The following is a 25,733-nucleotide window of genomic DNA, read 5'->3' as shown; positions in this document are numbered from 1 at the left end:
AGGTTAAACCAACCTGTACCTACCTGCTTTGCTACCTACGAATATGTATTTGTACCTATATTGCCCGGTAAATTCAAAACCGATGGGATTAAGGACCACTATATGCATAGCACTGATAAGCCTTGTTAGTTATGCTGAAGCTGCACCGGCACTGCAACCGGCAAAGCTTACCTGTGAATACCTGCAAAACCCTTTGGGCATATCCACCGCTGCACCCCGTTTCAGCTGGACCCTTGCAGGCGATGGGCAAAACCAATGGCAGTCTGCATATGAAATAGTGGTGAGAGGTCCCGGTAAAGATATTGTATGGCAGACCGGCAAAGTAAATTCCGCAGAGAACCTGCATATCACCTACGCGGGTAAAGCCCTGGAACCTTTTTCCCGTTATACCTGGCAGGTGAAAGTATATGACCAGGATGGAAGGGCATCGGCCTGGAGCTTACCGCAATGGTTTGAAACCGCTTCTTCAGATTGGGCTGCACAATGGATCGGAGATGGCAGCAAGCAGTTTGAAAAGGATGAAGAATTCTATAAAGAAGATCCCATGCCTTTGTTCCGGAAGTCTTTCGAAGCAAAGAAGAAGATCGCCTCCGCCCGTTTGTACATCAGCGGCCTGGGATATTACGAAGCTTACCTGAACGGGCAGAAAATAGGGGATCATGTACTGGACCCCGGGTTAACCGCTTACCGCAAACAGGTTTTATATACCGTATACGATATCACTTCACAGGTACGGAATGGCATAAACGCTGCCGGCATAATGCTGGGCAACGGATGGTACAATACACTCCCATTACGTTTCTGGGGCAGCATCAATATGCGCGCGCAGCTTACAACCGGCAGGCCATGTGTAAAAGCCCTGATCCGGATCACCTATACAGATGGCAGCACCGCCCTGGTACCAACAGATGAAACCTGGCAAACAGCGCCGGGCCCTGTAGTGCGTAACAGCATCTTTTTGGGGGAACATTATGACGCCCGCCTGGAAGATCCGCAAACGGGCTGGAAACAGGCTGTAAAGGTGCAGGGCCCCGCAGGAGAACTCACGCCGCAAATGCAGCCACCTATACGGGTAACAAAGATCGTAAAGCCCGTTAGCATCCGTGAAATAAAACCCGGTGTGTTCATACTGGACATGGGGCAGAACTTTGCAGGTGTAGTACGCCTGAAAGTAAAAGGTGCCGCCGGTACTAAAGTAAGTATCCGTTACGGAGAAGATAAATACCCCGATGGCAGCCTGAATGGTATGACGGCAGTAGCGGGGCAGGTCAAAAAGAGCAACGGAGGCCCGGGGGCTCCGGCTATTGCATGGCAGGAAGATAGTTACACCCTGAAAGGCAAAGGCCTCGAAACCTGGGCACCGCGTTTCACTTTTCATGGCTTCCGTTTCATTGAAGTAACCGGCTGGCCCGGTAAACCCACCTTGCAGGATATAGAAGGCCTGCGGATGAATTCAGACCTGCAAAAGAACGGCAGCTTCACCAGTTCCAACAAAATGTTCAATCAACTGAACGAAGTGATCCAATGGACTTTCCTCAGTAATGTGTTCAGCGTGGAATCTGATTGCCCTGCAAGGGAAAAACTGCAATACGGCGGCGATATATTGTGTGTGGCGGAAACCTATATGTACAATTATCATATGCCGCAGTTCTATGCCAAAACCATCCGGGACTTTGCCAACGACCAGCGCCCGCTCGGTGGCATCACGGAAACGGCCCCATTTGTAGGCATTGCGGATAAAGGTCCCGGAGATGGTTCCGGTCCTTTAGGCTGGCAGGCTGCCTATCCTTTCCTGATCAAAAAAATGTATGAATACTACGGAGATAAAAGGATCATTGAAGAGAACTATGGAGCCGTAGCCCGCCTGATCGCATTCCTGGAATCCCGTTCAGAAAATTACCTTTCCGATAAATGCCTGGGAGATCATGAATCGCTGGACGGGAAGGCTTCACCCCTGGTTGCTGCCGTGTTCTATCTGGCGCAGGTAAGGATCATCGCAGAACTCGCGGAGGTATTGCATAAGGAAGAAGACAAAGCAAAGTATACGGCATTAGCCGAAAATATCCGCAAAGCGATCGTAGCGAAATACTACGTGAACGGCGCATTTGAAAAAGCCAATCAATCCGCGCAGGTGATAGGCGTATGGTCTGATGTAGTGAAAGGTGCAGATGCACAGAAAGCAGCGGATACACTGGAAGCTGCATTCGCAAAACGTAACTGGCATGTAGCTACGGGGATCTTTGGCACCAAGATGTTGTTTGATGTATTCCGGGAAAGGGACCAGAACGATCTGGCATACCGTATTGCAGATCAGCGTGGTTTCCCGGGCTGGGGCCATATGCTGGAAAATGGTGCTACCACTTTGTGGGAAACATGGGCCGCTTCAGATAATACCTATTCCAAGAACCACCCGATGTTCGGATCAATAGGAGAGTGGTTCTACAGGTCTTTGCTGGGGATTAACCCAGCAGCCCCCGGCTTCAAAAAGATCATCATAAAACCACAGCCTGCAGGGGACCTTACCTTTGCCAAAGGAAGTTATGACTCTCCCTACGGCGCTATCTCCAGCAACTGGAAAATAGCGAACGGAAAGTTTGATCTCAGGGTAAGTATACCCCCTAATACCAGCGCAGAAGTATGGGTGCCAACGAAATATGGTAAAGTGTCCGGAGGTAAACTTATCAGGGAAGAAAAAGGGTATGCAGTATTTGGTACAGGTTCAGGAAATCATATATTCGTATCTGAATAATGGACCTATGGGAATTGTATTGATAACCTTCGTAATTTTTTTTGCAGCAGCAATAATATCTGCCCTTTGTTTCTTTTTATCCTTACAGATCTACAAAGCACTACGCGCTAAGGCTTTTTGGCTTTTTACATCGTTTGTACTGCTCTTTTGCATTATTTATATCCTGATAAACAGGTATGGTTTAGCGATATCTTTTGACGGCATCGGTTTAGTACTTGTTGTAGGCGCAGTAATGATTGCAGCAGGCAGCGCTTTAACTGTTTCCGAAGGTTTTTACAGGCCCCTGTTGTTTAAAAAAGATCCTTCCGCAGGGCGCTGGCGCTTTCTGTCCTTTGTGCTGAGCTTTTCTCTTATTTTCAGTATTATGGAAATGATCTACTTATCCAACCTTGAGTTCGGACGGTAGGAGTTGGTGAACATTTTCAAGCATTCAAAAATAATCATTAACAGGCACAAAGCATCCGCCAGCGCCTGTTAATGATAACAGCACCATTCACATGGGGTTAGCCGGAATACTGATTATTTTTTGTGCAGATATGCTTCGAGGATATCTAACATCTGCAGCCAGCTTGGATGTGCGCCGGTGCGTTTAGCGATGGCTTCATTTACGGTCTGATGCAAAGTGAATTCGGTCTTGTTGCCGATTGCACCCAGGGTAACCGTTACCGTAGTGGATACAGGCCATTCCGGGTCCATGCCTGCTTCCACAGCAGTCAGCGGATTCCCGTTTTCATCTGCATTCACCATGGTGAAAACAATGCGTTCCGGTTTAACGATCTCCAGGTAAGTACCCACACACCAGCAATCCTTATAGGCAGGATTTTTAATCACGGAGTGAAACGTACCGCCTTCACGGATATCGATCTGTTTAAAGTGAATGGTGCATCCTTTGGGTGCAAACCATTGTTCCAGGCCTGCCGGATCAGTCCATGCCTGGAATACCTGCTCCCTCGGAGCATCTACAATTCGGGATATCAATACATCCTCATTTTTTGTTACCATGTTTTTTATTTTTTAAGAAGTTTTCCATTGCATCGATCGTTTCATTCCATGCCTTACTGTATTGTTCCACCCAGGAAGATACTTCCTGTAACTTATCCAGCTTTGCTTCGCAGAACCTTTCCCTGCCTTGTTTTTTAATGATGATCAGCCCGCATTCCGTCAGTATCTTGATATGCTGGGAAATAGTAGGGCGCGCAGAATCAAAGTGATCTGCTATTGCGTTGAGGTTCAGGGATTCCCTGGAGATCAGGTGAATGATCTCCCGCCGGGTAGGGTCCGCTATTGCCTGGAATACATCTCTTCGTTTTTCCATTATGAAGCCATTTGACTACAAATATAGGGAAAGGAAGTTAAATGGCTACATATTTTTTAGCCTTACTGCCATATTTTTTCTTTCCGCCAGTTTTTAGTGAATCCCATATGTGCATAATCAATTTCTGAATGCTTATCTATCAGGGCAAGGAGTTTCTTTTTGAAGTTGGATCCAGGCCGGATCTTGTTGATGAGGTTTTGCATACAGCACAAAGTGGCATAAAGGCTACTTGGGTCTATTTGGTCAGCTGCTTCCAGAAACCGGTGTTTAGCCCTTGAGGGTAGGATAATTGTTTTGTTCATGGACCTGTAAACAACACGGCAATGATGGGCACACCTGTTCCTCAGTTGCGTGATGCAATGTAGCCAGTTAACGAGTATATTGTCTGGCAGATCATATTGCCAGCATATCTGTAGTTTCACATCCCTGACTGCGAGGTGTTCGAATATCTTGGATATGCTACCGAAAGAAAGTGATTCGAAGATCATCCAGCAGGGAGGTAATGGCGGATGATCAAAAAGTTGTTTGTAATTTTTAATGGATGATTCATCGGAATCTGCAACTTTCTTTTCAACAGCGGCCAGGAATTCATCAAAATTAAATGCCGGCAGGAAATGTTTCCTTTCCATATACCAATGGGGGCCGTGCGTTTGGGCCATTGCATTTGATATTAATGTTTTAATCGCAACTTCAATTGTTTCAATGGCATCAAATAAAATGAACTTAAGGTTCCTGTCAAACAAATAGAGTTGAATGACCTGGTCGAAGGTGCAGTTAGGCGTAAAGTGACCGGTTTGATAATCCTTAAACTTGTTTGTGTAGTTCTTTAATCTAAAATAGCTGACATAAAACAACCATTGTTTAGCATTTTCTTCTGAGGTTATTGTTAGCCCTTTATCTTTAAGAAGTTGAATTTGCTCAGGTATACTAAGCGAAGAGGCTTTGTATTGACTTCTATACATTTAATGGCGGTTACAAACAAAAAAAAAGCCTGCCAGATTTGCCCGTGTAAACAGAGGGGTGGCAGACTATATCATACCAAAGGTAAAACTTTATTTGAAATAAAAATCAAAAACGTAATTTTTTTTTTTAAAAATCAGCTACCCATTATTTTTTTATAGATCTCATAATTTTCCTGATCAAAACAAACAAAGATCACTTGCTGGATCTTATCTGTGGTGTGCAGGAAATTTCTTACCGTGGAAATTGCAATTTCAGCCGCTTTTATTTTTGGGAAATGGTAGATGCCGGTGCTGATATTAGGGAAGGCTATTGTTTTTACCTGGTTATCCAGGGCGAGTTGCAGGCTGTTAGTATAAGCAGCGGCCAGCAATTTTTCTTCGTTGCTTTTGCCATTGTTCCACACCGGGCCAACAGTATGGATCACGTATTTCGCAGGCAACTTACCCGCTGTTGTTATCACGGCTTCTCCTACTTTACAACCACCTTGCTTATCTCTTATTTTCCGGCAGGCTTCCAGTATGTCACTGCCTCCGGCTCTGTGAATAGCGCCATCAACACCTCCACCACCAAGCAAAGAGCTGTTCGCAGCATTAACGATCGCATCTGCCTTAACTTTTGTGATATCTCCCTGTAATAGTTCAATCATGATTTAACTAAGATAGTATATCTTTATCTCATGCCTGAACACCTGATCAAAAAACCTGCAGACCTCACCAGCATGGAGATCAAAACCATCCTCGCATGCTGGGACGTAGAACCCTGGACGGGCATAGAAGATAAAGACTTCATTCACAAATACCGCCATTCGGAATTTCATTTCCTGGTTGGCATGAGCGCTGCTATCTTATGCGTGGCCCGTATTAATTTCGATTTCAGGATAAAGATCAGGCATCAGGTCTATCCTTTCGCGGAGCTGGTGGGTTTTGTATCCATAGAAGAAAGGAAGGGGAATGGAAAGTTATTCCTGCATCAGATCAAAACCAATATGGAGAGCCGGAAAATAGAAACATTGGGATGTTGTGAAAAAGCGGCCAGGGGTTTTTATGAAAAATGCCGGGTGCCTGTATTATACGGCCAGGCGAAATACTTAAGGGAACTCCCCAATGATCCCTTCAGCGTGCCGGCAGATGACGATGTTTTCAGTCTCACTTTATCAGATCAGCACTACAAATTGCTGGAAGGCCTGAACGTGAACAACCTGGCCTGGCTGTTGCCGGAAAGCGAATAGCTTGTTTTCTCATACCTTATCCTTTACTTTGCAGGATTAATTGAGGTAAGTATGATACAGTTTTCGCGGTTAGACCATGTTACGCAAATGGTACCGATCGGCAAAAAAGAAGCAGCCAAAACATTTTACAAAGAGGTATTACAGCTTGAAGAGATACCCGGAAATCATCCACGGGGCGCCATCTGGTTCAATATCGGTAACATTCAGCTGCATATTGTGGAAGAAGAACCGGGGCCTGTATCCGGCCGCCATCCGGCTTTTGAAGTGAAGGACCTCGAAGCCGCAAAGGCCTACCTGGAAAGCAAAGGCATTGAAATTTCGTATTCCTCCGTTATAGAAGGCCGCTCCAGGTGTTTTTTCAGAGATCCTTTTAATAACAGGATAGAGTTATTGGAATACCTGTAAATCACAAAGCAATGGATAAATTAGTAGATTGGATAAGGGCCGGGCAGATAGATGCTGCCATCCGTTATACGGAAGATAAACTGGCAGAACTGCCGGAAACCCCTTTTCACCAGGTGATCGGGAAAGACCTTCTTCACCTGCAGCCCATCCTCGGCCAGTTCCTGAATAGTTTTTATAAAGCCATGAAGGAAGAAGAAGAGCTGGATATCAAAGCCATCCTTTGCGAAATGAACGCCTTTACGGTGAACTATGAACATTGGTTCATAGATCTTTTTGCCTATGAAACAGTAGAAGAAGAAGATACCCTGAACTGGCTGGCGGAGTTTGATGGCCAGTCTGAAAAGAGCATGAGCATTACCGGCTTTGAAGCCTTGCAGGAGGCCAACCGGGAGTACATGAAAACAGAAGGGTACCGGGATGATAATTTACGTGCTGCCTGCGAGTTGCATGAATACCTGGTGATCCTCCGCTTATACCAGCTTTTCAAACAAACGGTAACAGCACATAAGAACAGGGCCGCCTGGGCCGGCATTCCCATGTTTGTGTCCGCACATGATTATGAAGATCTGATCTTTATTGTAATGAACTGATAAAAAAAAGGCTGGCCCCAACGGACCAGCCTTTTTAATTTATTCCCCGGCCGGGAGCGGTACACGCGGCCATACATCATCACCTGCCCTGTCAATGGGAAGGGTGGCTAACCTGTTGTACCGGCGCATATCTACCCAGCGATGTCCTTCTCCAAAGAGGGAATACCTTCTTTGTTTCAGTAACTCATCTATGAGCTTTGCTTTTGTATCAAGGTCCAGCCGTGGTGTAAGATTGTGTTTGCTGCGGATAGTATTCAATGCATCTGCTGCCTCTGCCAGTGCGTTATTTTGCAGTTTGGCTTCCGCATAGATCAGGATCAGCTCTTCATTCCGGATGATAGCCACTGGTGTGGTGGGTGTGGCGTAAAGGGCTACATCCCTGGTGCTCGTAAGGCCATCGAAAGTGGCCGCTGCAGCTCTTACATGTGTTTTGTTGATACGGTCGTCTCCTGCTTCCAGGTCTGCTTCAAATGTTGGATGAGCCGCCCTGATATCACTCTGGCCATCCGGCGCGAGGTATAGTTCATTCAGCAGGTCCCCGCTGGAAGAGGAGAAAACATGATAAACACCTGTATTCAGGTTACTCCCTGCAGAAAGGTCAAGAAAAGAACCATTCAGATCGGTGAGTGCTTTGGTCCATTGCTCCCGGTAAATGGATACGCGGGCAGAAAGCGCGCGGTTGAACTTTTTGAAACCAGCCACACTGTTGAACCCCTCAAAACCATCGGATAGGGGGAATATGATCGTTGCATTATTCAGCAACACATCTGCATCGTCCAGTAGTTTGGCAATGTCTGTAAGCGCTTGTGTTTTATTAACGATAGGCCCGAGGTCCTTAGGGTCGTTCACATCTGTGCGGATACCCTGATCGTCCGTATGGTTGAGGTTCAGCAGCAGCTGATAGGCTGCGATGGTTTTGGCAAATGCGTAATATCCGTTCTTTTGTGCTTCATTTTCCAGCAGTGTACAGTTCTTTGTAGCCTCCATCAGCAGGTTGCAGTTCTTCACTACGGAATAACGGGCCAGCCAGCTATTTATAGCATAGTAGGAGTTCGGGTCCAGGGTTATGTTCCCTTTCCCCAAAAGATCTTCTGTATTACGGCTGTCTGAATTGGAATAACGCCAGAATTCACGGCCAAATACACCCACCAGGTCGTGATACAGTCCCAGCTGTGCCCGCAGCCCTCCTTCGGAACCTGTTACAAGGTTGTTCAACTGGGAGATGGAGGGATTTTTAATGATCTCTTCCATCGTGGGGGCGTTGGGGTTAGGAATGAATTCATGCGTGCAGGCAGTAAGTACACTGGCTGCAACAAAAACTACTGATAAAATATGTTTCATTGATAAATGATTTAGAAGTCAAGCGATAAATGGAATTGCAGGCGTTTGGAAGCAGGGTAGGGAGCTACATCCACTCCGGCACCAAAGCCGGCGCCGAAATTGGAAACTTCCGGATCATATCCTTTATAAGGGGTCCATGTAATAAAGTTATTGGCAGAAACGCCCAGCCTGATGTTCTGGATGTGGCGGCATATTACCGGCAGGCGGTAATACAATGCTATTTCACGGAAGCGTAAATAGCTCGCATCCTGCACATACCGGTAAGGCTGGCCGGAACGTACCAGGCCTGTAGGGTTGCCGCCTTTATCCGGTACATCCCAGTCGGGAGAAGTGCCGCCATAGTCCTGCAGCAATTGAGAGAGGTTCACGTTGGAACTGCCTTTCCGTGCATGCAGCAGGAAGCGGAGGCTGATGTTCTTCAGGAAAGTAAGCTCATTATAGAAGCTCAGCTGGTAATCAGGTTCCAGGTCGCCATACTGCTGCAGGTTGCCATCGTCGTTAAATGCCAGGATCTGTGTGGCTGATTTGCCTTCTTCAATGAAAAAGGTACCGTAGTTAGCACCAAAGGCATCTCCCTGGTCAAAGCTGGGAACATTCAGTTTCGTTACTTTGGAGCGGTTGAACCAGAAGTTGAGTGTGGAATTCCAGCGCAGGAACTTATTATCAACAGGGATGGTCCTTAAGCCTAATTCCAGCCCGCGGTTGCGCAGAGAGCCTGCATTCACCCAGTGATTGGTGAAGCCGCTGGAAGCAGGGAAATTAGCAGCCACCAGCAGGTCTTTGATCACCTTGTTGTACAACGTGGCTTCCAGGTTGATCTTTCCGTTCAGGAAGCTGATATCCATACCACCTTCCAGTTCTGTTTGCCTTTCAGACTGAATATCCGCATCTCCCAGGGTAATGCCGATCAAAGAACCGGGGCGCCCGCCAATGCTCATACCGGGTAATACGGTAAAGCGGCTGTTGAAAGTAGGAAAACCACTGCTTTCACCATAGGCGATACGGAACTTCAGATCATTTACCGTACGGTTTTCCCAGTTGCCCATCTTTGAAATGTTCCAGGACATATTGGCTTTGGGATATACATTGAACTTCTTATAATCCCCGTTATTGGTAGAGCGGTCGAAACGAACACCTGCCGTGAAGTTCAGGAACTCTTTCAGCGCAATTTCTTCCTGTAAGAAGATACCATCGTTACGGAAAAGATAACGTGTTTGCTGTGCGCTTACAGAGCTGGCCTGCCCGCCACTGGTTTCTTCACCTACCAGTTGCGAAGCAACATTCAGCAACTGATCGTATGAGCCATATTCGTGGGTTAAACCTGCAGTGGTAACGAACGATAATTGTTTTGCGCTGAGGGTGTTCACCAGGAATGCAGCCCAGCTGGTATTAAGGTCGTTCGTATTTCCCTGCACGTTCCGCCCGCCGGTGCCCGCGGCTGTTTCAAGATGAAGGATAGCGGGGAAGAGCAGTTGAGATTTGTGGTTATAGAAATCCACACCACCCCTTGCCACCAGCTTTGTGATGGAAACATCAGATTGTTGCAAAGTAGCGTCCAGGTTGATACCGGAAATTACCCGGTTGATCTTTTCATTGTTCTTCATTAATGCGATCGTCTGCAAAATGTTGTTGCCATTCAGCGGATTGGGATACTGCCCTTTGTCGTTAGGATGCAGTTCCCTGTACGGGCGCATGGAAGCCAGCTGTACACCAATAGAAACCCCCGTGTTATCATTATTGGTGATACCACGGTCAGAAGAAGAATTGGTGTAGGAAGAAGTGATGCCTACTTTGATCCTGTCTGATACCCGGTGGTTCACATTCAGGCGCAGGTTGTTATTGGCATATCCTGTATTTTGAATGATGCCTTCTTCTTTACGCATCCCTGCAGAGAAAAGGAAAGTGGTTTTTTCTGTTCCACCGCTGGCAGTAAAGCTGGTATTGCGCAGGAAACCCGTGTTGCCATAGATCTCCTTTTCGTAATCATATAATTTGCCTGCCTGCTGCGCTGCCCTGTACAGTCCCACATTCCACCTGCGTGCAGTGATCTGTGCATCCGTAAGCGTTTTCATGCCCATCAGGTGACGGGCTGTGATGAACCCCATATCCTGGGAAACATTCACTTTGGTAGTGCCTGCTTTTCCTTTTTTGGTAGTAATGATCACTACACCGGCGGAGGCCTGTGAACCATATATGGCAGAGGCAGAAGCTCCTTTCAGTATTTCCACGTTTTCAATGTCCTGCGGATTGATATCTGCAATGCGGGAAGTAGCGTTATCCTGAGTAGAAGTGATCCTGCCACCACCCTGTGCACTGGTCACAACATTGGTACCGGTAGAGGTGATGCGGTTGCTCACGATCACACCATCTATTACATACAGGGGCTGGGTGGTACCAAAAACAGAGGATACACCACGGAGCTTGATGGAGAGCCCGCCACCCGGTGCGCCGGAATTGGCTACAATGTTGGCCCCTGTTATTTTACCGCTTAAAGCGGCATCAAAGGTCTGGGCAGGTGCCACGCCGGTGAGTTCCTTTGCGGAAACGGAGGCCACAGCATTAGCTGCATTTCTTCGTTTAACCGTGGTAGCGAGCCCCGTTACCACAATTTCATCCAGTTTGGCCACATCTTCTTCCAGCACAATGGCCAGCGCAGCATCGCCTGTAAGTTTAATATTGCGGGATTTGAAACCGGTGAAGTTCACCACAAGGGTAGCACCTTCCGGGGCACTGATCTCAAACCTGCCTTCCGTATTGGTGATGGCGCCTTGTTTGGTCTTTTGGATGCTCACACTGGCACCGGGTAAGGGATTACCGTTCACATCGGTCACTCTTCCGGAAAAGGTTTTGTGCTGTGCCTGCATAACAAGCGGTAATAACAGGCATACGAGGTATAATATGCCTTTCAGGGATTGTCTCATTTTTCAGTTTATTGGTTGATAAAAAACAACTGGCAGGGATGTAAATTAGGCTCCTGAAGCACTCAGGGAGTCAGGCTTTGCGTTACATGTAGATTAATCAGCCTTAACTGTAGGATTTCTTATCCGAAGCGTTAACTTTGCGCTGTTACACTGATCAAAACTCTGAAAACCTACGGCTAATTGAAAACACGCTCTGATGAATCCACGTGACATCCTAAAGAAGGTCATTAATGCTGGTGCGCAGACTCAGGATGGAACAAAGGCGAGAACGGTAGTGATCGTGAATATCATGGCTGCGATACCAGCCCTGTTTGCTTTCTTACTGGCTCCGATCCTATTTTTTATCACGGGCCAGCTGCGGTTACTGTACTGCCCTGTTATTGAAGGCCTTATACTGATAACAGTACCCTTTTTCAACAGATCCGGAAAATACCTCACTGCTAAATTTATCATGTTCTGCACACACTGTGCGGGCACCCTGTTCTTTGGGGTGATCATGGGCCCTGCGGCCAATGTGGAGCTGATCGTGATCTTCCTGATAGGGATGTCCTTCCTGTTATTTACCACCAACCAGCAAAGGATCTTCAGCCTTTTGGCGGTGTTCAGTGTATTAACAGCATTGGGCATCCATTACGGCTATGAAATCACCAAACTGGTGGTGCTGATGGCAGTGGTTACACTGAACATCCTGGTGTTCTACTTTTACTCAGAACATTTTAAGGAATCCATCGATAAACTGATGGCCAAAACGAAGAAGCTGGAAGATGTGAACATCTCCAAAAGCCTGTCCTTCAATAAAACAAACCACGAAACAAGGAACCATCTCAATATTGTGACCTCCATCAGTGAGGAACTGCTGCGGCAGAGCAAGGGTGCAGATAAGATCGTGATAGCGGCAGACCGTGTAAAGGCACTGAACATTGCCTGCAAGCAAATGACCCTGGTGATCAATAACGTGCTGGATTATTCAGCATTGGAAAACGGCAAGTTTGAACTGGTGAATTCCAATTTCGACCTGCGGGAACTGATCACAGAGATCACCGCCTCCTTCCAGGTGATGGCGGATGAAAAGCAGGTGAAGATCAGCACCGAACTGTCCCCGGCCATACCGGAGATCATTCTGAGCGACGAAAGGGAACTCACCACCGTGATCAGCAATCTTATTTCAAATGCGGTGAAATTCACGGCAGCAGATAGTGAGATAAGGATCAAAGCATTCCCGAATGAAAAACACCAGCTGGTGATCAGTGTTACAGATGCCGGCCCCGGGCTAAACGATCTGCAGCGGGTCCAGATCTTCAAACCCTACGTCAGCCAGCGCCACAGTACTTACCGGGGTACAGGGCTTGGCCTTCCGCTGGTGAAAAAAACGGTGGAATCCATGGGAGGCAACATCCGTGTGGAAAGTAAAACCGGCATAGGCAGCACATTCATCGTTACCCTGCCGCTTACGGCAGGTATCAAACAGCTGGAAGAAAAGATCAGCTATAAGAAGTTCAATAAAACCGTACTGGTAATTGATGATAACCAGATGAACCTGCGCGCGGTAGAACTGCTGCTGCAAAGGATGGGATGCCAGGTGCTCCTTTCCGCAGACCTTTTCCAGGGTATTGAAGCAGCCTCGCATGAACGGCCGGACCTGGTATTGCTCGATATCGGTTTACCCGGCATATATGGAAAAGAAGCCCTGAAAGTAGTACAGGAAGCCCTTGATGGCACCCCGGTGATCAGCGTTACCGGTGAAACGGCTCCCGCCATAAAAGAAGAAATGCTGGCCGCCGGTGCGGTAGGTTTTCTATCCAAACCCCTTATTTTTGATACTTTTTACAGTGAACTCGAAACTTTTTTTAGTAAAAAGTAATATTTTTTTCACCTACTTATTACTTATTTAGCTATTGTAAACGCCTGTTATTCTCAGGGATTTGCAAGAGCAAATTATGCTCCTAATACCCCTGTGGTTACCTTTTCACGATTTAACTTGTTATGCCTGATAAGAGCATCCTTGCGGTTGTTCTATTAACTTTTCAATCATTAAATCATGTGTTTATGTTCACCATTACCAAAAAACAGGAGCTTTTCTGCCCTTTTCAGCCAAGTATTAGTCCTTATGTGCAGTCTGTAGAAAACCACACCCTCCAATGGTGTGAAACATTCCAGCTGTATCCCGGTGCCATGTTCAACGAATTAAAAGCATCCAACTTCGGGTACATGACCTGCAGGTTCTATCCCACAGCCTCACATGAGCGACTTTGTATCACCAACGACCTGTTGGTATTGTTATTCCTGCTGGACGATCTCTTTGATCACCAGGATGCGGTGGCGCAGGACCCCGCTGCATTGAAGATGCTGATGAAGAATTTCCTCGGCGTACTCACAGAGGATAAACGCTTCACCATGGAAAACGGCGGCAATGTGCTGGCCGCGTTATCTGATGTATGGCAGCGCATGAAAGCCTGCAGCAGCGCCGCATTTCAAAGGGAATTTGTGCAGGACATCCTGCTCTTGTTCAATGCCATTGAATGGCAGAACAAAAATGCGAACAGCTGGAAGACCCCCAGCATTTCCGAGTACATTGAAAGACGCCCCATTATTGGAGGTGCCCACATTGCGGGCCGCCTTATTTACTTTGCAGAAGACATTACGCTGCCCGCTTCCGTAAAAGACCATCCCACACTGCAACGCCTGAACGATCTCTGCGGTCACCTGGGCTGCTGGGCAAATGATCTGTTTTCCTTAAGTAAGGAAATTGCACATGGAGACACGCATAACCTCGTGATGGTGATCCAGCAGGAAAAGCACCTGGAGCTGGATGATGCCATTCACGAAACGGTATTGCTGCACAACGAAGAAATGCGCGAGTTCTATGAACACTACAACTCTCTGGAAGACTTTCCCGCAGGTGCCCGGAAGTATGCATACGACCTCGCTATGATCCTGCGGGGGAATATGGACTGGAGCTTTGAAGATACCGCACGGTACGAGTTCAATTGCGTAGAGCATTACACGATCACTGACCGCCTGACTGAAACAGTATAGGCATTATTCAAAAGCCGTTCCGACGCATCGGGACGGCTTTTCTGAAATAATGCCTACATTTGGCCCTGATCTTAAACAAAATTAGCCCTGTACGTATGAAAAAAATGCTCTTCTTTTTGGGGTTAACCCTCTGCCATGCGATCACTTTTGCCCAATTCAAAACGATTGCAGAAGGCCCTGTTTTTGTGGAGCCGGAAGATGGCTTTGCCCGCATCCTGCAACTGAAGAACGGGAATACGATGTTTGTGGTGATCTCTTTAAAAAGCGGCCTGGACATCAAGATCTACGATGCCAAACACAAACAGAAAACAGCACGGCACCTGGGGCCTAAGTTCGGGAAACTGAAAAGCGGGCAGATAGAGGCCATCTTTGAATCAAATGGCAACGCCGTGTTCCTGATCAGTGAAATGGACAATAAAACGCCGGTGTTATACCGCCTGATCGTAGATGGGGTTAGCGGTACTTTAAAGAAGGAGGAAACCATTGCAGAATTATTACCCCTGAGTATGAAACATGGTTATGCCATGGCTTTCGGAAAGGTGCCCCCGCCTTCTTTTTATGTGAAGAAAGACCCGCTGACAGATAACTACGCCGTAGCCTTATTCAATTCGTTTGAATCAGACAGGAATAAACGGATAGAAGTGATCATGTTCGGCCCGGACCATAACGAGTTAAGCCGCGCGTATTACAAGTCTCCGGAAGATAAGTACAAGTACATGAAGTACATAGACATGGCTATTATAGATGCCCAAACGGTAGATATACTGGCCTACGCTTATAATACCCGTACCAGCGGGGGAGACGAGAATACATTGGTATTGGCCGAATTGAAAAAAGGAGCAGGCGAAGTAGGATTGTATGAACTGGAATTTGCACGCAACCTGGAAATAGACAGGGGAGTGGTGAAGTATAATCCCATTACAAAGCAGCTGATCATGCTGGCATTTGTGGCAGAATCCGATAAACGGAATGCGAAATATTTCACCAGCCTTGTACTCATTGATCCTGCCCGGAAAAAGGTGGATGCCGTAAACGCCGTATATCCGCATAAGGCCAATGAAAAAAGCCAGGAGCTGTTTGGCAGAAGGAACGAGTTTGAAGGAAAACCACAGAACTTCTTTATCAATCCTGACGGTACTTTTTCCGTGGTGTATGAAGAGCTGGAGATCATTACCCGCCAGTATTCTACTGCCGTCGGCGGTGGATACGCATCAAGCAATACAGAACTGAAACATATAGCGGTATCTACATTTGACCTGAAAGGCAAAGAGATCAACTGCTACTTCATTCCTAAAGAACATTTCCTGATGCAAATGGATCCCCGTACCTTCTATCACGCACACCGGGAAGGTACCGCAGCCAGGTTAGCTGCAGGAGATCAGTTCAAATCATTTGCCTACGTAAATGGGAAAGATAAGATCTACGTGTTGTTCAATGATGTGGAAGAAAACGAAAAACGTGCCCTGAAAGGTAAATTAACTAACATCAAAGGTGTGAGTGAATGTGATGGTTTCTATTATACACTGGAAGGAAATAATACCTTGCCGCCAAGGGAATTCCTGTTCGGTAAACCGGAGAAGGACCGCGATCATAACCTGGTATTATTTGCCGTATCTGATTACGACCAGGAGAAGAACGTGTATGTAACCCTGAAGCTCTCTGTGGAAGGTAACAGGAAAGGTGTCCGGCTGGTGTGGATGGAGCCTTAGTGTAGAGAATAATACCCAATATCACCTGCTTAAAGCGGCATGAAATATGTTCTGCTATTGTTGAATTAAAACGTAATAGCATGAAAAACTATGCATATTTCTTATTAGCAATCCTCGCGGTTTCGCTAAGCAGCTGCGAGATAGTAGGCGGTATCTTTAAAGCAGGGGTATGGGTAGGGATACTGGCTGTTGCCGCAGTGGCGGGATTGATCATTTTTCTTTTTACCCGCGGGCGCGGTAAAGAATAAAAAAAGGCGGGCCTTAACGGTCCGCCTTTTTAATTATTTCTTTTTCAGCCTGGTGATGATCGTTGCCACATCCGTTTGGGTGATCCTTACACCTGCCTGTGTAGTAGTTGCTTTATTGTAGTAGCCCTGGTACAGTATCAGGGTATCTCCTGAAAATGCAAACCGGGCTTTTGATTCCGGGGTAGCTACCCCACCTCCTCCCGAAGGAGCGTTGATAATACCACCAGTAAAATACAGGGAATCAGTACCTGCCAGCCTGTAAGGGGCTACGCTGCTGAGCGGAGGCGTAGAGAACTGAAAGTCAGACTCCATTGTATCGTCCAGCACACCGTTCACATAATAATACCCTTTCACCGTAGTATCCACACTATATCCCATGCCTATGGCAGTAAATTTAGTTGCATCGATCACTACACTGCCCACATTATCTTTGGTGATATAATCGCTGACAGACACCATTTTCTCTACATCTGTTCCATCTGTTACTTCTATTGTACCACTGGTGTGCGCCTGCATGTTTATAAAAACATAAGTTCCTTTCAGCTTATCTGCATTAACGGCGCCGGAGTTATCTGTTATTTCGAGGCTTTCTTCTTTTGTACAGGAGGCAAAGAGTACCGCGATAAAAAGCAATTTGCGGACGTTCATAAGTACCGGGTTTGTGTAATTAATGCTGCAATGTAGCATTTAAAATCTAGAACCTGATCTGAAATTGTGTATCTCTTTCCCCAATGGTGCGTAAAGAGAACTCCCATCCATGGTTCATGAGGATCTCCCTCACCAGGGTAAGCCCGATACCCTGGCCATCTCTTTTGGTGCTGTAAAAAGGAGAAAAGATATGTTCTGCATCTGCAGGAGCTATGCCCTTGCCGGTATCGGAAATGATCAGTTGCTGCTCCCGGGTGCTAAGGGTGATGGTGCCTGTGTTCGCTATGGATTCAATACTATTTTTAACGATGTTGATCAGGGCCTGTTCCAGTTGCTGTTCATCTGCCATGATCATAAAGGTGCCGGGTTTCAGAGCCAGTACCAGCTGCGTATCCCGCTCTGCCGCTTTCATCTGCATTAAGCGGGTAACGGCGAGGAGCAGCTGATGCAGGTCTATCCGTTTTTTATCCGGCTCCGGCAGCTTCACCAGTTCCGCAAAATTGCGCATGAATACATTGAGGTTCTGGTTACGGTCTATGGCTACTTCCAGGGCATCCCGCAATACCTGGTGTTCCGGGGCCGTCCACAAAGGATGTACTTTTAAGGTGGATTGAATGATGGAGTTTACAGGACCGATGGTATTGTTCACTTCATGTGCCATCATACGGATCACTTTCTCATATACTTTCTTTTCTGCTGCCAGTATTTCCACCGTTAATTCTTCTATCATTACAAAGTGCCGTGGAAAACCGCGGTCAATGAAATGCGATTTCTGCAGTTTGTAGGTGGCAATACCGGTAAGGGAAATAGTACGGCTTTCTCCCGAGCGCAATTGTAATACCTGCTGAAAGATAGGATGGGAGAGCGCCTGCGCCGTATGTTCAATACCCAGCAATTGCATGGCCTTTGGATTGATCTGCTGCACCTCATCGTCATAGTTGAGTATAATAATGCCGGTGGGAGAGGTGTGGATCAGTTTCTCCAGGAAAAAGTGCTGTTGTTCCTGCCTTACCCTTTCTGTTTTTAACTGCTCCATCATTTGATTGAACACCTTGATCAGCTCGTCCATTTCATACCTGCCGGTAAGCGGGAACTTTACGGTGAAATCTTTTTCTTTGATCACATCTACTCCTTCCATCAATGTTCTCAGGGGTTGCAGCAGTTGCCGGTACAAACTCCAGGCTATCCAAATGGAGAGCAGGATAAATATTTCGGAGGCAATGAAGAGTACCTTGTTCTCCCGGAATATAAAATAGCTCAGCACCAGCGCGAGCAGGTGCAGGATCACAACAAACAGGATGTATTTAGTCCGAAGTTTCATCGTATGGAATGTTGTATTTCTCCAGCCGCCTGTACAGCGCGCTGCGGGTAAGGCCAAGAGATGCGGCTGCTTTGGAGATCCTGTTATGATGGAATAACATGGCTTTTTTGATCATCTCCACTTCCAGCTCTTCCAGCGTGATAGCGCCTACACCCGGTAATTGCAGGTTGCCGCTTTTAACGGGAGACAATTCCAGCTGGGAACGGAAATCATCCACCTGCAGGAGGTCTGCTCTGCTCACCAGGATGGCTCTTTCCACGAGGTTCTTTAATTGCCGGATATTACCGGGCAAAGGTAATTGCTGTAACCACTTCATGGCTTCCGGTGTAACCTGCAGGTTGGGGCGGTTATAGATCTCGCGGAGGTTACGGATAAAGCTTTTTACCAGCAGGGGAATATCTTTGGGCCGTTCCCTTAATGCCGGGAGCTGTATGGTGATCAGGTTGATCCGGTAAAGGAGGTCTTCCCGGAAATTCCCTGCTGCCACCATGTCCCTGAGGCTTTTATTGGTAGCGCAAACCACCCGTACATCCACTGTTTTGGTGCGGCTGCTGCCCAGTACTTCGTAGGTCCTGTCCTGCAGCACCCGCAGCAACTTTACCTGGCTGCCGGGATCGAGGTCGCCTATTTCATCCAGGAAGATGGTGCCTTTATGGGCCATTTCAAAACGGCCGGTACGGTCGTAACGCGCATCCGTAAAGGCGCCGCGTACATGCCCGAACATTTCACTTTCAAAGAGCGTGGTGGAAATACCACCCAGGTTCACTTTGATGAAGGGTTTGTTCCTGCGCAGGCTGTTCTGGTGAACCGCTTCTGCGATCAGTTCCTTACCGGTACCGCTTTCGCCCATGATGAGTATGGAAGCATCTGTACCGGCAACCCTGCCGATGGTTTCCAGTATTTGCAGCATGGCAGGATCTTCTCCCACAATATGACTGAAATCGTATAAGGTATCCAGTTGTTTCCGGGTATGATGGCCGGCTTTTTTATCCTGGAGGTCCAGGAGTGTTTTTACGGATTGAAGGAGGTTTTCGTTGTCCCAGGGTTTATTGATGAAATCATTCGCCCCCAGCTTCATGCCCTGCACGGCCAGTTCAATACTGCCCCAGCCGGTGATCAGGATCACGGGAATGGATGTATCATATTGTTTGATCTCCTGCAGCAAGGCCATCCCTTCCTTACCTGAAGTGCCCAGTGAAAAATTCAGGTCCAGCAGGATCAGGGAGGGTTTGCTGCGCTTTATCATTTCCAGTGCTTCCTCCGGCGTACCTGCTCCGGCGGCTTTATAGCCTTCCTGCTGCAGGATCAGTAAGAGGGAAGTCCTCACCGCTATATCATCGTCAATGATCAATATCATAGTGTCGTAAAAATAGCATTAATTAATCTTCATGAAGCGCTACGGCCGGTAAAATATTGGAAGCCTGTTTGCCCGGGTAAATAGCACAGATGATCACCAGCACGTAAATAAAGAGGATGGCCAGTACCAATGCGCTGATGTATACACCGGAGGGAAGGTCAAATACATTGAGCAAAGGGAACTGAATAGCGAAGAAAGATCCGATGATGAGGGAGAACGTGGATAATACCAGTGTTTCACTCACGATCTGTGATACGATGTTGCCGCCGGTTGCCCCGATGGCCCTTCTAAGACCTATTTCAGCCTTGCGCCTGCTGATGTTATACCAGAGTACCCCAAATAATCCCAGGGCTACGTTCACGATCAGGAAGCCGGCTACTATCAGCAGCATGAGCATGGGAATGAGCGTGAGGTTGTTCTTGGTTACCCGTTTCTTGGTTAATTGTTCAATCTCGATATTCGCTTCCGGCATTATACCGGCCATTGCTTTATTGATCTTGCTCTCAAAAACGGGAGAGGTGCCGGGCTGCAGGGAGATCAGCAACCTGTTCGGCCAGTATTCGGAACTTCTGCCGGCACGCATGTAATAACCTGCTTCTGCTTTATTGTAATCTCCTTTATCTTTCAGGGTTTCCACAACACCGATCACCACCACATCCTTATCATCGGCTCTGAACCGCTGCCCTATGGCATCTTTATCGCCATAAGCAAGTTCTTTCATTTTTCTGTTAAGTATAATGGGCTTTTCTTTACCGGCATCATCCAGCTTTGAGAACCAGCGCCCGGCTAACAGGGTCACCTGCAGGGTCTTTGCATAATCATCGTCCACACGGTAAATATGGGCACTGAATGTGGCTTTGTTCACTTCAATATTACTGTTGGTGGTGTTGGCTGAAAAAGGACTGTTGCCGCTTACATAGCTTACTGATCGCACTTCCGGGAAGGATGCTATTCTTCTTTTTATATTCTCATAATACATGGCAATGGAATCCGGGGCTTTTACATCCAGCCGGTTATTATTAAAGGTCAGTGCCCATACATCTTCATAAACAAAACCCATCGGGCGTTTATAGTTGGTGTAGTAGAATACCAGCAGGGAGAACACGGCAAACATCACCATGAACGAAACCAGCATTTCCATTATCAGCAGGAAGTTCTGTTTCTTTTTATTCCATATCAGTTTAAAGAGATGCCTGATCATAAAAGGATTTTTAATTAGTTAGATTTCAGGGCTGTAACTACCTGCAACCTGGACATGCGCCAGGCCGGATATACCCCGGATAACAGGCCAAAGATGAGGCAGGCAAGAAGGCTTGCTGCCAGTACAGTAATATTGATGTGCAGTTCAACCGCAGGGATCACCTGGCTGTTGTTGAATATCCATAGTATCAACGCAGATAAGGCTATTCCAATGATCCCGCCGAGCAGCGTAAGGATCAGGTTCTCTACAATGAACTGGATGGCCAGTGTACCGGACGATGCACCGAAAGCTTTTCTGACCGCTATTTCTGAAGAGCGCTCCATGATGCGGCTGCTGTTGATATTAACCAGGTTGATAGTTGGCAGCAGCATAAAGAGGAAAGCCGCGGCGCCAAGCATCAGTAATAATTTAGTAACACCTGTACTGGATTCATCACCCAGCATCACATGGGTGAAACTGGCCAGGTAACGGTCTGCATATCCCGTGATCTTATTGTATTCCATACTGTCGTTCATGGGCAGCCTTTTGATCAGCTGTTCATATTCTTTTTGCATAGCAGGAACTTCTGCCTTTGAGGGGGCCAGCAGAATGCCCATATACATGCCATTAAACCCCGTGTTCTTATAGTCATCCTTTGATGTGGTATAGGGTGTATACATATCGCCGTAAGAGTAGAACGAAGTGATCGGCACATCTTTCACCACGCCGCTTACCCTGTATTTTACATTGTCTGTTTCTATGTATTTCCCCACTACGTTCGGCACATCGCCGAAGTAGGCCAGTTTTGTTGCTTCGGAGATCACAGCCACCTTGTCTGCATTGGCTATCTGTTGCGCGGTATAAGGTTTCCCTTCCAGGAATTTATATTCTTCCACTTCCCAGTAAGCATCGTTGGTATGTTTTAAATTGATGACCAGCTTTTTATTGTTGACGTAGGCATTAGTAGCTCCGAAAACAGAGAAGATAGCTACTTTCTCAGGTCTTTTCATACTGCGCACATAATGGTCCAGGAAATAGAAACTTACAGGGCCGGTCATGGCGCTATGGCGTTTTGTATGTTCCAGCCGCAGTAAGTTCACATACAGGGAGCGCTCCCTTTTCATATCAGGATGGGAGGGGCTGACCAGGTTATCCATGAAAGCCGTAAGCACAATGATGATAGTGAGCGTCAGGCTGATGCCGAAGAGACTGATGAAAGTAAAGAACTTTCTTCTCTTCAGTACCGCAATGGCTATTTTGAAATAATTAATTAGCATAAGGGCGATGTTAAATTTTATTGAACCTGTGTACCGTCGAAAAGCCTTACGAGCCGGTGCGTTTTCCTGGCCATGTTTTCATCGTGCGTTACCATTACGATGGTGGTACCTTCAGTTTTATTCAGGTGGATGAGGATGTCCATCACTTCATTACCCATGGCACTATCCAGGTTGCCGGTAGGTTCATCTGCCAGGATGATCTCCGGGCGCCCTACAATGGCACGCGCAATGGCCACCCTTTGTTTCTGCCCGCCGGAAAGTTGTGTAGGGAAGTGTTTGGTGCGATGGCCGAGGCCTACTTTCTCCAATGCGGCAATCGCCATGTCCTTTCTTTCTTTAGCGGTGGTTTTGCGGTAGAGCAGGGGGAGTTCCACATTATCCAGCACACGCAGGTCGTTGATCAGGTGATAACTTTGGAAGATGAAACCGATCTTTTTGTTCCTGAACTGTGCCAGTTGTTTATCTGATAAATGATTAGTGCTGTTCTCTGAGATGCTGATCTCCCCGCGGGTAGGTTCATCCAGTAAGCCCATGATGTTCAGCAGGGTACTTTTGCCGCAGCCGGAAGGGCCCATGATGGAGAGGAACTCACCCCTGGCAATGTTGAGGCTGATGCTGTTCAGCGCCTGTGTTTCCACCGTATCTGTACGGTAAACTTTTTCAATATTCTGTAAGCGGATCATAATGCGTTTTTTTAATTATAATGGATCTTTTCGTTCTTTTCAAAATCGTATAGCGATAAATAGCGCAGTTCATAATAGGCGCCCCAGAAATCCCGCAGGGCCACTACGTAATCCCTTTTTGCCTGGTCTTTTTCCTGGAAGGCAATACTCAGGTCTGTGATACTCAGGTTGCCCAGTACATAGCGGGTCTGGGCTATCTGGTATTTCTCAGAGGCAATACTGTCTGCATGCGCACTCAGGGCCACCTGGTCCTTCATCATATCAAAGAGGGTCACCTGGGTAGTAACAGCCTGCGCAAAACTTTGTTTATCCTGCTCCACCGCATATTCTGTAAACCGCAGGTTGGCCTCTGCTGTTTTGGTCCTGGACTTTGACCTTCCCCAGTCTAAGATAGGAATAGCAAATTCCAGTGATACCAGTTGCTGGTTCTGTGGCGCCGTATACACCTTAGGGATAGTACTGGCCCTGTTCGCAAAACCCAGGTTGGCGGTTAAGGTAGCATTCAGCCCGTTATCTCCTTTGGCCTGTGCCACATCTCTTTTGGCTTCTATCACTTTCCGGATGAAAGCAATGGCGTTGGCATTATTCACATAAGCCTCCGCCAGTACTTTCTCAGCTGTTACTTCCATATTGATGGCGGAAGGAGGGAGTACCAGCTCTATTTTTCCTTTTTCCTGCAGGCCGATGTAAGAGCGGAGGTTCAGCATTGCTATTTCCATATCCCTTCTTGCCTTGCCCACGGCCTTTTGTGATTTGAGATGTTCCAGTTGCAATTGAAGTATTTCGTTCTTGGAGATCTTGCCCAGGTTGAATTTCTCGTCTGCTATCTTTTGGATCTGTAAAGTGTTCTGCAGGTTGGTTTCCGCAATCTGGAAGTTCACCTGTGCCAGCAGCAGGTCAAAAAAGTACCCGCTCACGGTAACGGCTATCTGTTCCATGGCCGAAATATAGTTCTGTTTGCTTTCCGAGAACTTCAGGGGTTCTATCCGTTTATCCCACTTCAGTTTATTGAACTGGAACAGCGGCTGCTGGTACCCGATGGTATAAGGAATGGCATTGTACAAAGTGTTCTTCCTGTCAAAATCATCAAACCGCTGCAGTTCCGTAGCGCCGTATATTTTTCCGCCGGTAGGCGTGATACTCTGGCTGAAAGCGAGGTTCAGTGATGAATTGTTATTATGCACCGGCTGGAACTCCACAGTGCCGTTGGGTTGCTGCACCTGGTTGAAGGTTTTCTGGTACCCCGGTAAATTACCGTTTAAAGCCAGCTGCGGCTGGTAATTGGACTTATAGGTACGCCATTCCCAATAACGGGTTTCTTTCACCGTAACGGCCTGTTTGGAGGCAATAGAGCTGGCTTTAGCCATGCTCACTGCCTCTGCGAGACTGAGGCGGAGGGTATCCTGGCTGTACGCAGTGCGGGTAAATGCGAGGAGTATAAAGATCAATCCTGTTTTCATCATCATTAATTATTGATCGTTATTTCCTTTGCATGTTTGAACCCGCTCATGTCCGAGGTGATCACCACATCTCCTGGTTTTACATTATCCTTCAATTCCACATAATCGAAATTGATCATGCCTACCTGTACTTTCCTTCGTTCTGCTTTTCCATTCCGGACAACAAAGATGTCCTGGCTTTCCAGCCCGCTGAAAGCGGGCCCGTTTGATACCCGCATTACATTATTGCCTGTGGCGGTAACGAGGAATACTTCCACTTTCAGATTGGGGCGGAGCAGTTTGTTATTCCTTTCATTCAACTGGATATCGAATGTAACAATGCCATTTTCCACGGCGGGATAGATATTGGTAACACTGCCCCGGACTTCTGCTTCGTTGATCCGGATAATGGCAGGCATGCCGTTATGCAGATTGTTCAGCTGGGCATCTGAAATAGTGCCGGTCACTTTAAAACTGCTGAGATCTGCGATCCTGGCCAATGCTTCTCCTTCACGGATAGCGGCGCCGATGTTCTTGTTCACCCAGGTGACAACACCGCCACGTGTACTTTGGATACTGGCCAGTGATACCTTGCGCATCAGTTCCTTCAGTTCATTTTGCTGGATGGCGGCGGCTATCTCTGATTCCCTTATTTCCACCTGCATGGTTTGCTGTTTGCTTTTGATCTCATTTTCCAGTTGCTCCTTTTCCAGCTGTGCCACCTTCAGGTTCAGCTCTGCTTTTTCCACATCTTCCCTTGTGCCGCCACCTGCTTTGTATAAACGTTTGCTGTTCTCTACATCTGCGGTAAGGCTGTTGATACGTAATTGTTTGATGTTATTATTGGACCTGAGATCGAAGTAACTCTTATCCAGTTCCAGTTTTAGTTTGCGGATATCGTTCTGTTTGGATTCCAGCTGGAACTTTCCCTTTTCATATTCCACCTGGATAGCTGTTTTATCCAGCTTAAGGATAGATTGCCCGGTAGTGACCTTACTGCCGGCATCGAGGATGATCTCCTGGATAGAAGCGCTGACGGGGCTGGTGATCACTTCTTCAAATTCAGGCCTGATCTCTCCCGTGGCATTGATGGTATTCTCAATATTGCCCATCTCTACAACAGCGGTAGTAATGGCAGAACGTTTGATGGTAGTGGAAAAGAAGCTGCGCATGAGGAAGAGCGCTACCACCAGTACTGCGATGCACAGGATGCCGATGAGCAGGTATTGCTTCTTCCTTTTTTGTTTTACTTCTGCTTCTATGGTTTTGTCCATTGGTATAAGCTGATGTTTAGACCGTTCTTGTTTCAATAGGAATGCCAAA

At 47.1% G+C, this 25,733-nt stretch carries 23 protein-coding genes; 9 read left to right on the top strand and 14 right to left on the bottom strand.

Annotated features, from left to right (window positions below; translation table 11 throughout):
* The first annotated feature begins 82 nt into the window (after window positions 1-82).
* Window positions 83-2,749, top strand: coding sequence for a family 78 glycoside hydrolase catalytic domain (locus tag BUR42_RS08650; protein WP_074238847.1), 2,667 nt, complete (start codon window positions 83-85; stop codon window positions 2,747-2,749).
* The gene (locus tag BUR42_RS08645) at window positions 2,700-3,155 is read left to right on the top strand and encodes a hypothetical protein (RefSeq protein WP_143197390.1); all 456 of its coding nucleotides are present in this window, start codon (window positions 2,700-2,702) and stop codon (window positions 3,153-3,155) included. Before BUR42_RS08650 ends, BUR42_RS08645 begins: the two co-directional genes overlap by 50 nt.
* Before the next feature lie 113 nt (window positions 3,156-3,268).
* On the opposite strand, the gene BUR42_RS08640 is transcribed toward BUR42_RS08645, so the two are convergent.
* From BUR42_RS08640 to BUR42_RS08625, 4 genes are all read right to left on the bottom strand, one after another.
* Window positions 3,269-3,751 carry an SRPBCC family protein gene (locus tag BUR42_RS08640; RefSeq protein WP_074238845.1) on the bottom strand — a complete coding sequence of 161 codons (483 nt, stop codon included), beginning with the start codon at window positions 3,749-3,751 and terminating at the stop codon, window positions 3,269-3,271.
* Window positions 3,735-4,064 carry an ArsR/SmtB family transcription factor gene (locus BUR42_RS08635; protein WP_074238844.1) on the bottom strand — a complete coding sequence of 110 codons (330 nt, stop codon included), beginning with the start codon at window positions 4,062-4,064 and terminating at the stop codon, window positions 3,735-3,737. Before BUR42_RS08635 ends, BUR42_RS08640 begins: the two co-directional genes overlap by 17 nt.
* Window positions 4,065-4,126: 62 nt before the next feature.
* Window positions 4,127-5,026, bottom strand: a complete 900-nt coding sequence (locus BUR42_RS08630; protein ID WP_074238843.1) for an Abi family protein — start codon at window positions 5,024-5,026, stop codon at window positions 4,127-4,129.
* Between the two features lie 134 nt (window positions 5,027-5,160).
* On the bottom strand, window positions 5,161-5,673 hold the full coding sequence (locus BUR42_RS08625; protein WP_074238842.1) for an O-acetyl-ADP-ribose deacetylase: 513 nt from the start codon (window positions 5,671-5,673) through the stop codon (window positions 5,161-5,163).
* Between the two features lie 30 nt (window positions 5,674-5,703).
* On the opposite strand from BUR42_RS08625, the gene BUR42_RS08620 reads away from it, so the two are divergent.
* From BUR42_RS08620 to BUR42_RS08610, 3 genes are read left to right on the top strand one after another with little or no spacing between them, the layout of a single operon-like run.
* A complete protein-coding gene (locus tag BUR42_RS08620; protein ID WP_074238841.1) occupies window positions 5,704-6,255 on the top strand; it encodes a hypothetical protein in 552 nt (183 codons plus the stop codon).
* A gap of 51 nt (window positions 6,256-6,306) precedes the next feature.
* Window positions 6,307-6,660, top strand: a complete 354-nt coding sequence (locus BUR42_RS08615; protein WP_074238840.1) for a VOC family protein — start codon at window positions 6,307-6,309, stop codon at window positions 6,658-6,660.
* An 11-nt stretch (window positions 6,661-6,671) separates the two neighbouring features.
* Entirely contained in the window at window positions 6,672-7,250 is a 579-nt protein-coding gene (locus BUR42_RS08610) for a hypothetical protein (RefSeq protein ID WP_074238839.1), read from the top strand.
* A gap of 39 nt (window positions 7,251-7,289) precedes the next feature.
* On the opposite strand, the gene BUR42_RS08605 is transcribed toward BUR42_RS08610, so the two are convergent.
* On the bottom strand, window positions 7,290-8,591 hold the full coding sequence (locus BUR42_RS08605) for a RagB/SusD family nutrient uptake outer membrane protein (protein WP_074238838.1): 1,302 nt from the start codon (window positions 8,589-8,591) through the stop codon (window positions 7,290-7,292).
* Window positions 8,592-8,602: 11 nt separating this feature from the next.
* Window positions 8,603-11,512 carry a SusC/RagA family TonB-linked outer membrane protein gene (locus BUR42_RS08600; protein WP_074238837.1) on the bottom strand — a complete coding sequence of 970 codons (2,910 nt, stop codon included), beginning with the start codon at window positions 11,510-11,512 and terminating at the stop codon, window positions 8,603-8,605.
* A gap of 196 nt (window positions 11,513-11,708) precedes the next feature.
* Here BUR42_RS08600 and BUR42_RS08595 point away from each other — a divergent pair, with 196 nt between their 5' ends.
* The 4 genes from BUR42_RS08595 to BUR42_RS08580 all read left to right on the top strand — a co-directional run bounded on the left by BUR42_RS08595 (window position 11,709) and on the right by BUR42_RS08580 (window position 16,505).
* Complete coding sequence (locus BUR42_RS08595) at window positions 11,709-13,373, top strand: ATP-binding response regulator (RefSeq protein ID WP_074238836.1); 1,665 nt, start codon at window positions 11,709-11,711, stop codon at window positions 13,371-13,373.
* Window positions 13,374-13,558: 185 nt separating this feature from the next.
* A complete protein-coding gene (locus BUR42_RS08590) occupies window positions 13,559-14,548 on the top strand; it encodes a terpene synthase family protein (protein ID WP_074238835.1) in 990 nt (329 codons plus the stop codon).
* A gap of 95 nt (window positions 14,549-14,643) precedes the next feature.
* Entirely contained in the window at window positions 14,644-16,257 is a 1,614-nt protein-coding gene (locus tag BUR42_RS08585) for a hypothetical protein (protein ID WP_143197389.1), read from the top strand.
* A gap of 80 nt (window positions 16,258-16,337) precedes the next feature.
* The gene (locus BUR42_RS08580; RefSeq protein WP_074238833.1) at window positions 16,338-16,505 is read left to right on the top strand and encodes a phosphatidate cytidylyltransferase; all 168 of its coding nucleotides are present in this window, start codon (window positions 16,338-16,340) and stop codon (window positions 16,503-16,505) included.
* Between the two features lie 33 nt (window positions 16,506-16,538).
* Here BUR42_RS08580 and BUR42_RS08575 read toward each other — a convergent pair whose 3' ends face one another.
* From BUR42_RS08575 to BUR42_RS08540, 8 genes are read right to left on the bottom strand one after another with little or no spacing between them, the layout of a single operon-like run.
* A complete protein-coding gene (locus BUR42_RS08575; protein WP_074238832.1) occupies window positions 16,539-17,153 on the bottom strand; it encodes a hypothetical protein in 615 nt (204 codons plus the stop codon).
* A gap of 46 nt (window positions 17,154-17,199) precedes the next feature.
* Entirely contained in the window at window positions 17,200-18,474 is a 1,275-nt protein-coding gene (locus BUR42_RS08570; protein ID WP_074238831.1) for a sensor histidine kinase, read from the bottom strand.
* Window positions 18,458-19,831, bottom strand: coding sequence for a sigma-54-dependent transcriptional regulator (locus BUR42_RS08565; RefSeq protein WP_074238830.1), 1,374 nt, complete (start codon window positions 19,829-19,831; stop codon window positions 18,458-18,460). The genes BUR42_RS08570 and BUR42_RS08565 overlap by 17 nt, the downstream gene beginning before the upstream one ends.
* Before the next feature lie 22 nt (window positions 19,832-19,853).
* Window positions 19,854-21,032, bottom strand: coding sequence for an ABC transporter permease (locus BUR42_RS08560; protein ID WP_074238829.1), 1,179 nt, complete (start codon window positions 21,030-21,032; stop codon window positions 19,854-19,856).
* A 14-nt stretch (window positions 21,033-21,046) separates the two neighbouring features.
* Window positions 21,047-22,288: an ABC transporter permease gene (locus BUR42_RS08555; RefSeq protein ID WP_074238828.1), complete on the bottom strand. Its 1,242-nt coding sequence runs from the start codon at window positions 22,286-22,288 to the stop codon at window positions 21,047-21,049.
* 17 nt (window positions 22,289-22,305) lie between these two features.
* A complete protein-coding gene (locus BUR42_RS08550) occupies window positions 22,306-22,971 on the bottom strand; it encodes an ABC transporter ATP-binding protein (RefSeq protein ID WP_074238827.1) in 666 nt (221 codons plus the stop codon).
* A gap of 11 nt (window positions 22,972-22,982) precedes the next feature.
* Window positions 22,983-24,431, bottom strand: a complete 1,449-nt coding sequence (locus BUR42_RS08545; RefSeq protein ID WP_234979626.1) for a TolC family protein — start codon at window positions 24,429-24,431, stop codon at window positions 22,983-22,985.
* Between the two features lie 5 nt (window positions 24,432-24,436).
* A complete protein-coding gene (locus tag BUR42_RS08540) occupies window positions 24,437-25,684 on the bottom strand; it encodes an efflux RND transporter periplasmic adaptor subunit (protein WP_074238825.1) in 1,248 nt (415 codons plus the stop codon).
* Between the last annotated feature and the right edge of the window lie 49 nt (window positions 25,685-25,733).

Origin of the sequence: Chitinophaga niabensis (genome assembly GCF_900129465.1) — a bacterium.
Taxonomy (GTDB): domain Bacteria; phylum Bacteroidota; class Bacteroidia; order Chitinophagales; family Chitinophagaceae; genus Chitinophaga; species Chitinophaga niabensis.
Note: the sequence above shows the minus strand (reverse complement) of the source record. Positions and strands in the feature narration are given on the sequence as shown.

Bases quoted from the DNA above. Each gene is read 5' to 3' on its own strand.
- BUR42_RS08650 (WP_074238847.1), top strand. From the start codon at position 83: ATGGGATTAAGGACCACTATATGCATAGCACTGATAAGCCTTGTTAGT.
- BUR42_RS08645 (WP_143197390.1), top strand. From the start codon at position 2,700: ATGCAGTATTTGGTACAGGTTCAGGAAATCATATATTCGTATCTGAAT.
- BUR42_RS08640 (WP_074238845.1), bottom strand. From the start codon at position 3,751: ATGGTAACAAAAAATGAGGATGTATTGATATCCCGAATTGTAGATGCT.
- BUR42_RS08635 (WP_074238844.1), bottom strand. From the start codon at position 4,064: ATGGAAAAACGAAGAGATGTATTCCAGGCAATAGCGGACCCTACCCGG.
- BUR42_RS08630 (WP_074238843.1), bottom strand. From the start codon at position 5,026: ATGTATAGAAGTCAATACAAAGCCTCTTCGCTTAGTATACCTGAGCAA.
- BUR42_RS08625 (WP_074238842.1), bottom strand. From the start codon at position 5,673: ATGATTGAACTATTACAGGGAGATATCACAAAAGTTAAGGCAGATGCG.
- BUR42_RS08620 (WP_074238841.1), top strand. From the start codon at position 5,704: ATGCCTGAACACCTGATCAAAAAACCTGCAGACCTCACCAGCATGGAG.
- BUR42_RS08615 (WP_074238840.1), top strand. From the start codon at position 6,307: ATGATACAGTTTTCGCGGTTAGACCATGTTACGCAAATGGTACCGATC.
- BUR42_RS08610 (WP_074238839.1), top strand. From the start codon at position 6,672: ATGGATAAATTAGTAGATTGGATAAGGGCCGGGCAGATAGATGCTGCC.
- BUR42_RS08605 (WP_074238838.1), bottom strand. From the start codon at position 8,591: ATGAAACATATTTTATCAGTAGTTTTTGTTGCAGCCAGTGTACTTACT.
- BUR42_RS08600 (WP_074238837.1), bottom strand. From the start codon at position 11,512: ATGAGACAATCCCTGAAAGGCATATTATACCTCGTATGCCTGTTATTA.
- BUR42_RS08595 (WP_074238836.1), top strand. From the start codon at position 11,709: ATGAATCCACGTGACATCCTAAAGAAGGTCATTAATGCTGGTGCGCAG.
- BUR42_RS08590 (WP_074238835.1), top strand. From the start codon at position 13,559: ATGTTCACCATTACCAAAAAACAGGAGCTTTTCTGCCCTTTTCAGCCA.
- BUR42_RS08585 (WP_143197389.1), top strand. From the start codon at position 14,644: ATGAAAAAAATGCTCTTCTTTTTGGGGTTAACCCTCTGCCATGCGATC.
- BUR42_RS08580 (WP_074238833.1), top strand. From the start codon at position 16,338: ATGAAAAACTATGCATATTTCTTATTAGCAATCCTCGCGGTTTCGCTA.
- BUR42_RS08575 (WP_074238832.1), bottom strand. From the start codon at position 17,153: ATGAACGTCCGCAAATTGCTTTTTATCGCGGTACTCTTTGCCTCCTGT.
- BUR42_RS08570 (WP_074238831.1), bottom strand. From the start codon at position 18,474: ATGAAACTTCGGACTAAATACATCCTGTTTGTTGTGATCCTGCACCTG.
- BUR42_RS08565 (WP_074238830.1), bottom strand. From the start codon at position 19,831: ATGATATTGATCATTGACGATGATATAGCGGTGAGGACTTCCCTCTTA.
- BUR42_RS08560 (WP_074238829.1), bottom strand. From the start codon at position 21,032: ATGATCAGGCATCTCTTTAAACTGATATGGAATAAAAAGAAACAGAAC.
- BUR42_RS08555 (WP_074238828.1), bottom strand. From the start codon at position 22,288: ATGCTAATTAATTATTTCAAAATAGCCATTGCGGTACTGAAGAGAAGA.
- BUR42_RS08550 (WP_074238827.1), bottom strand. From the start codon at position 22,971: ATGATCCGCTTACAGAATATTGAAAAAGTTTACCGTACAGATACGGTG.
- BUR42_RS08545 (WP_234979626.1), bottom strand. From the start codon at position 24,431: ATGAAAACAGGATTGATCTTTATACTCCTCGCATTTACCCGCACTGCG.
- BUR42_RS08540 (WP_074238825.1), bottom strand. From the start codon at position 25,684: ATGGACAAAACCATAGAAGCAGAAGTAAAACAAAAAAGGAAGAAGCAA.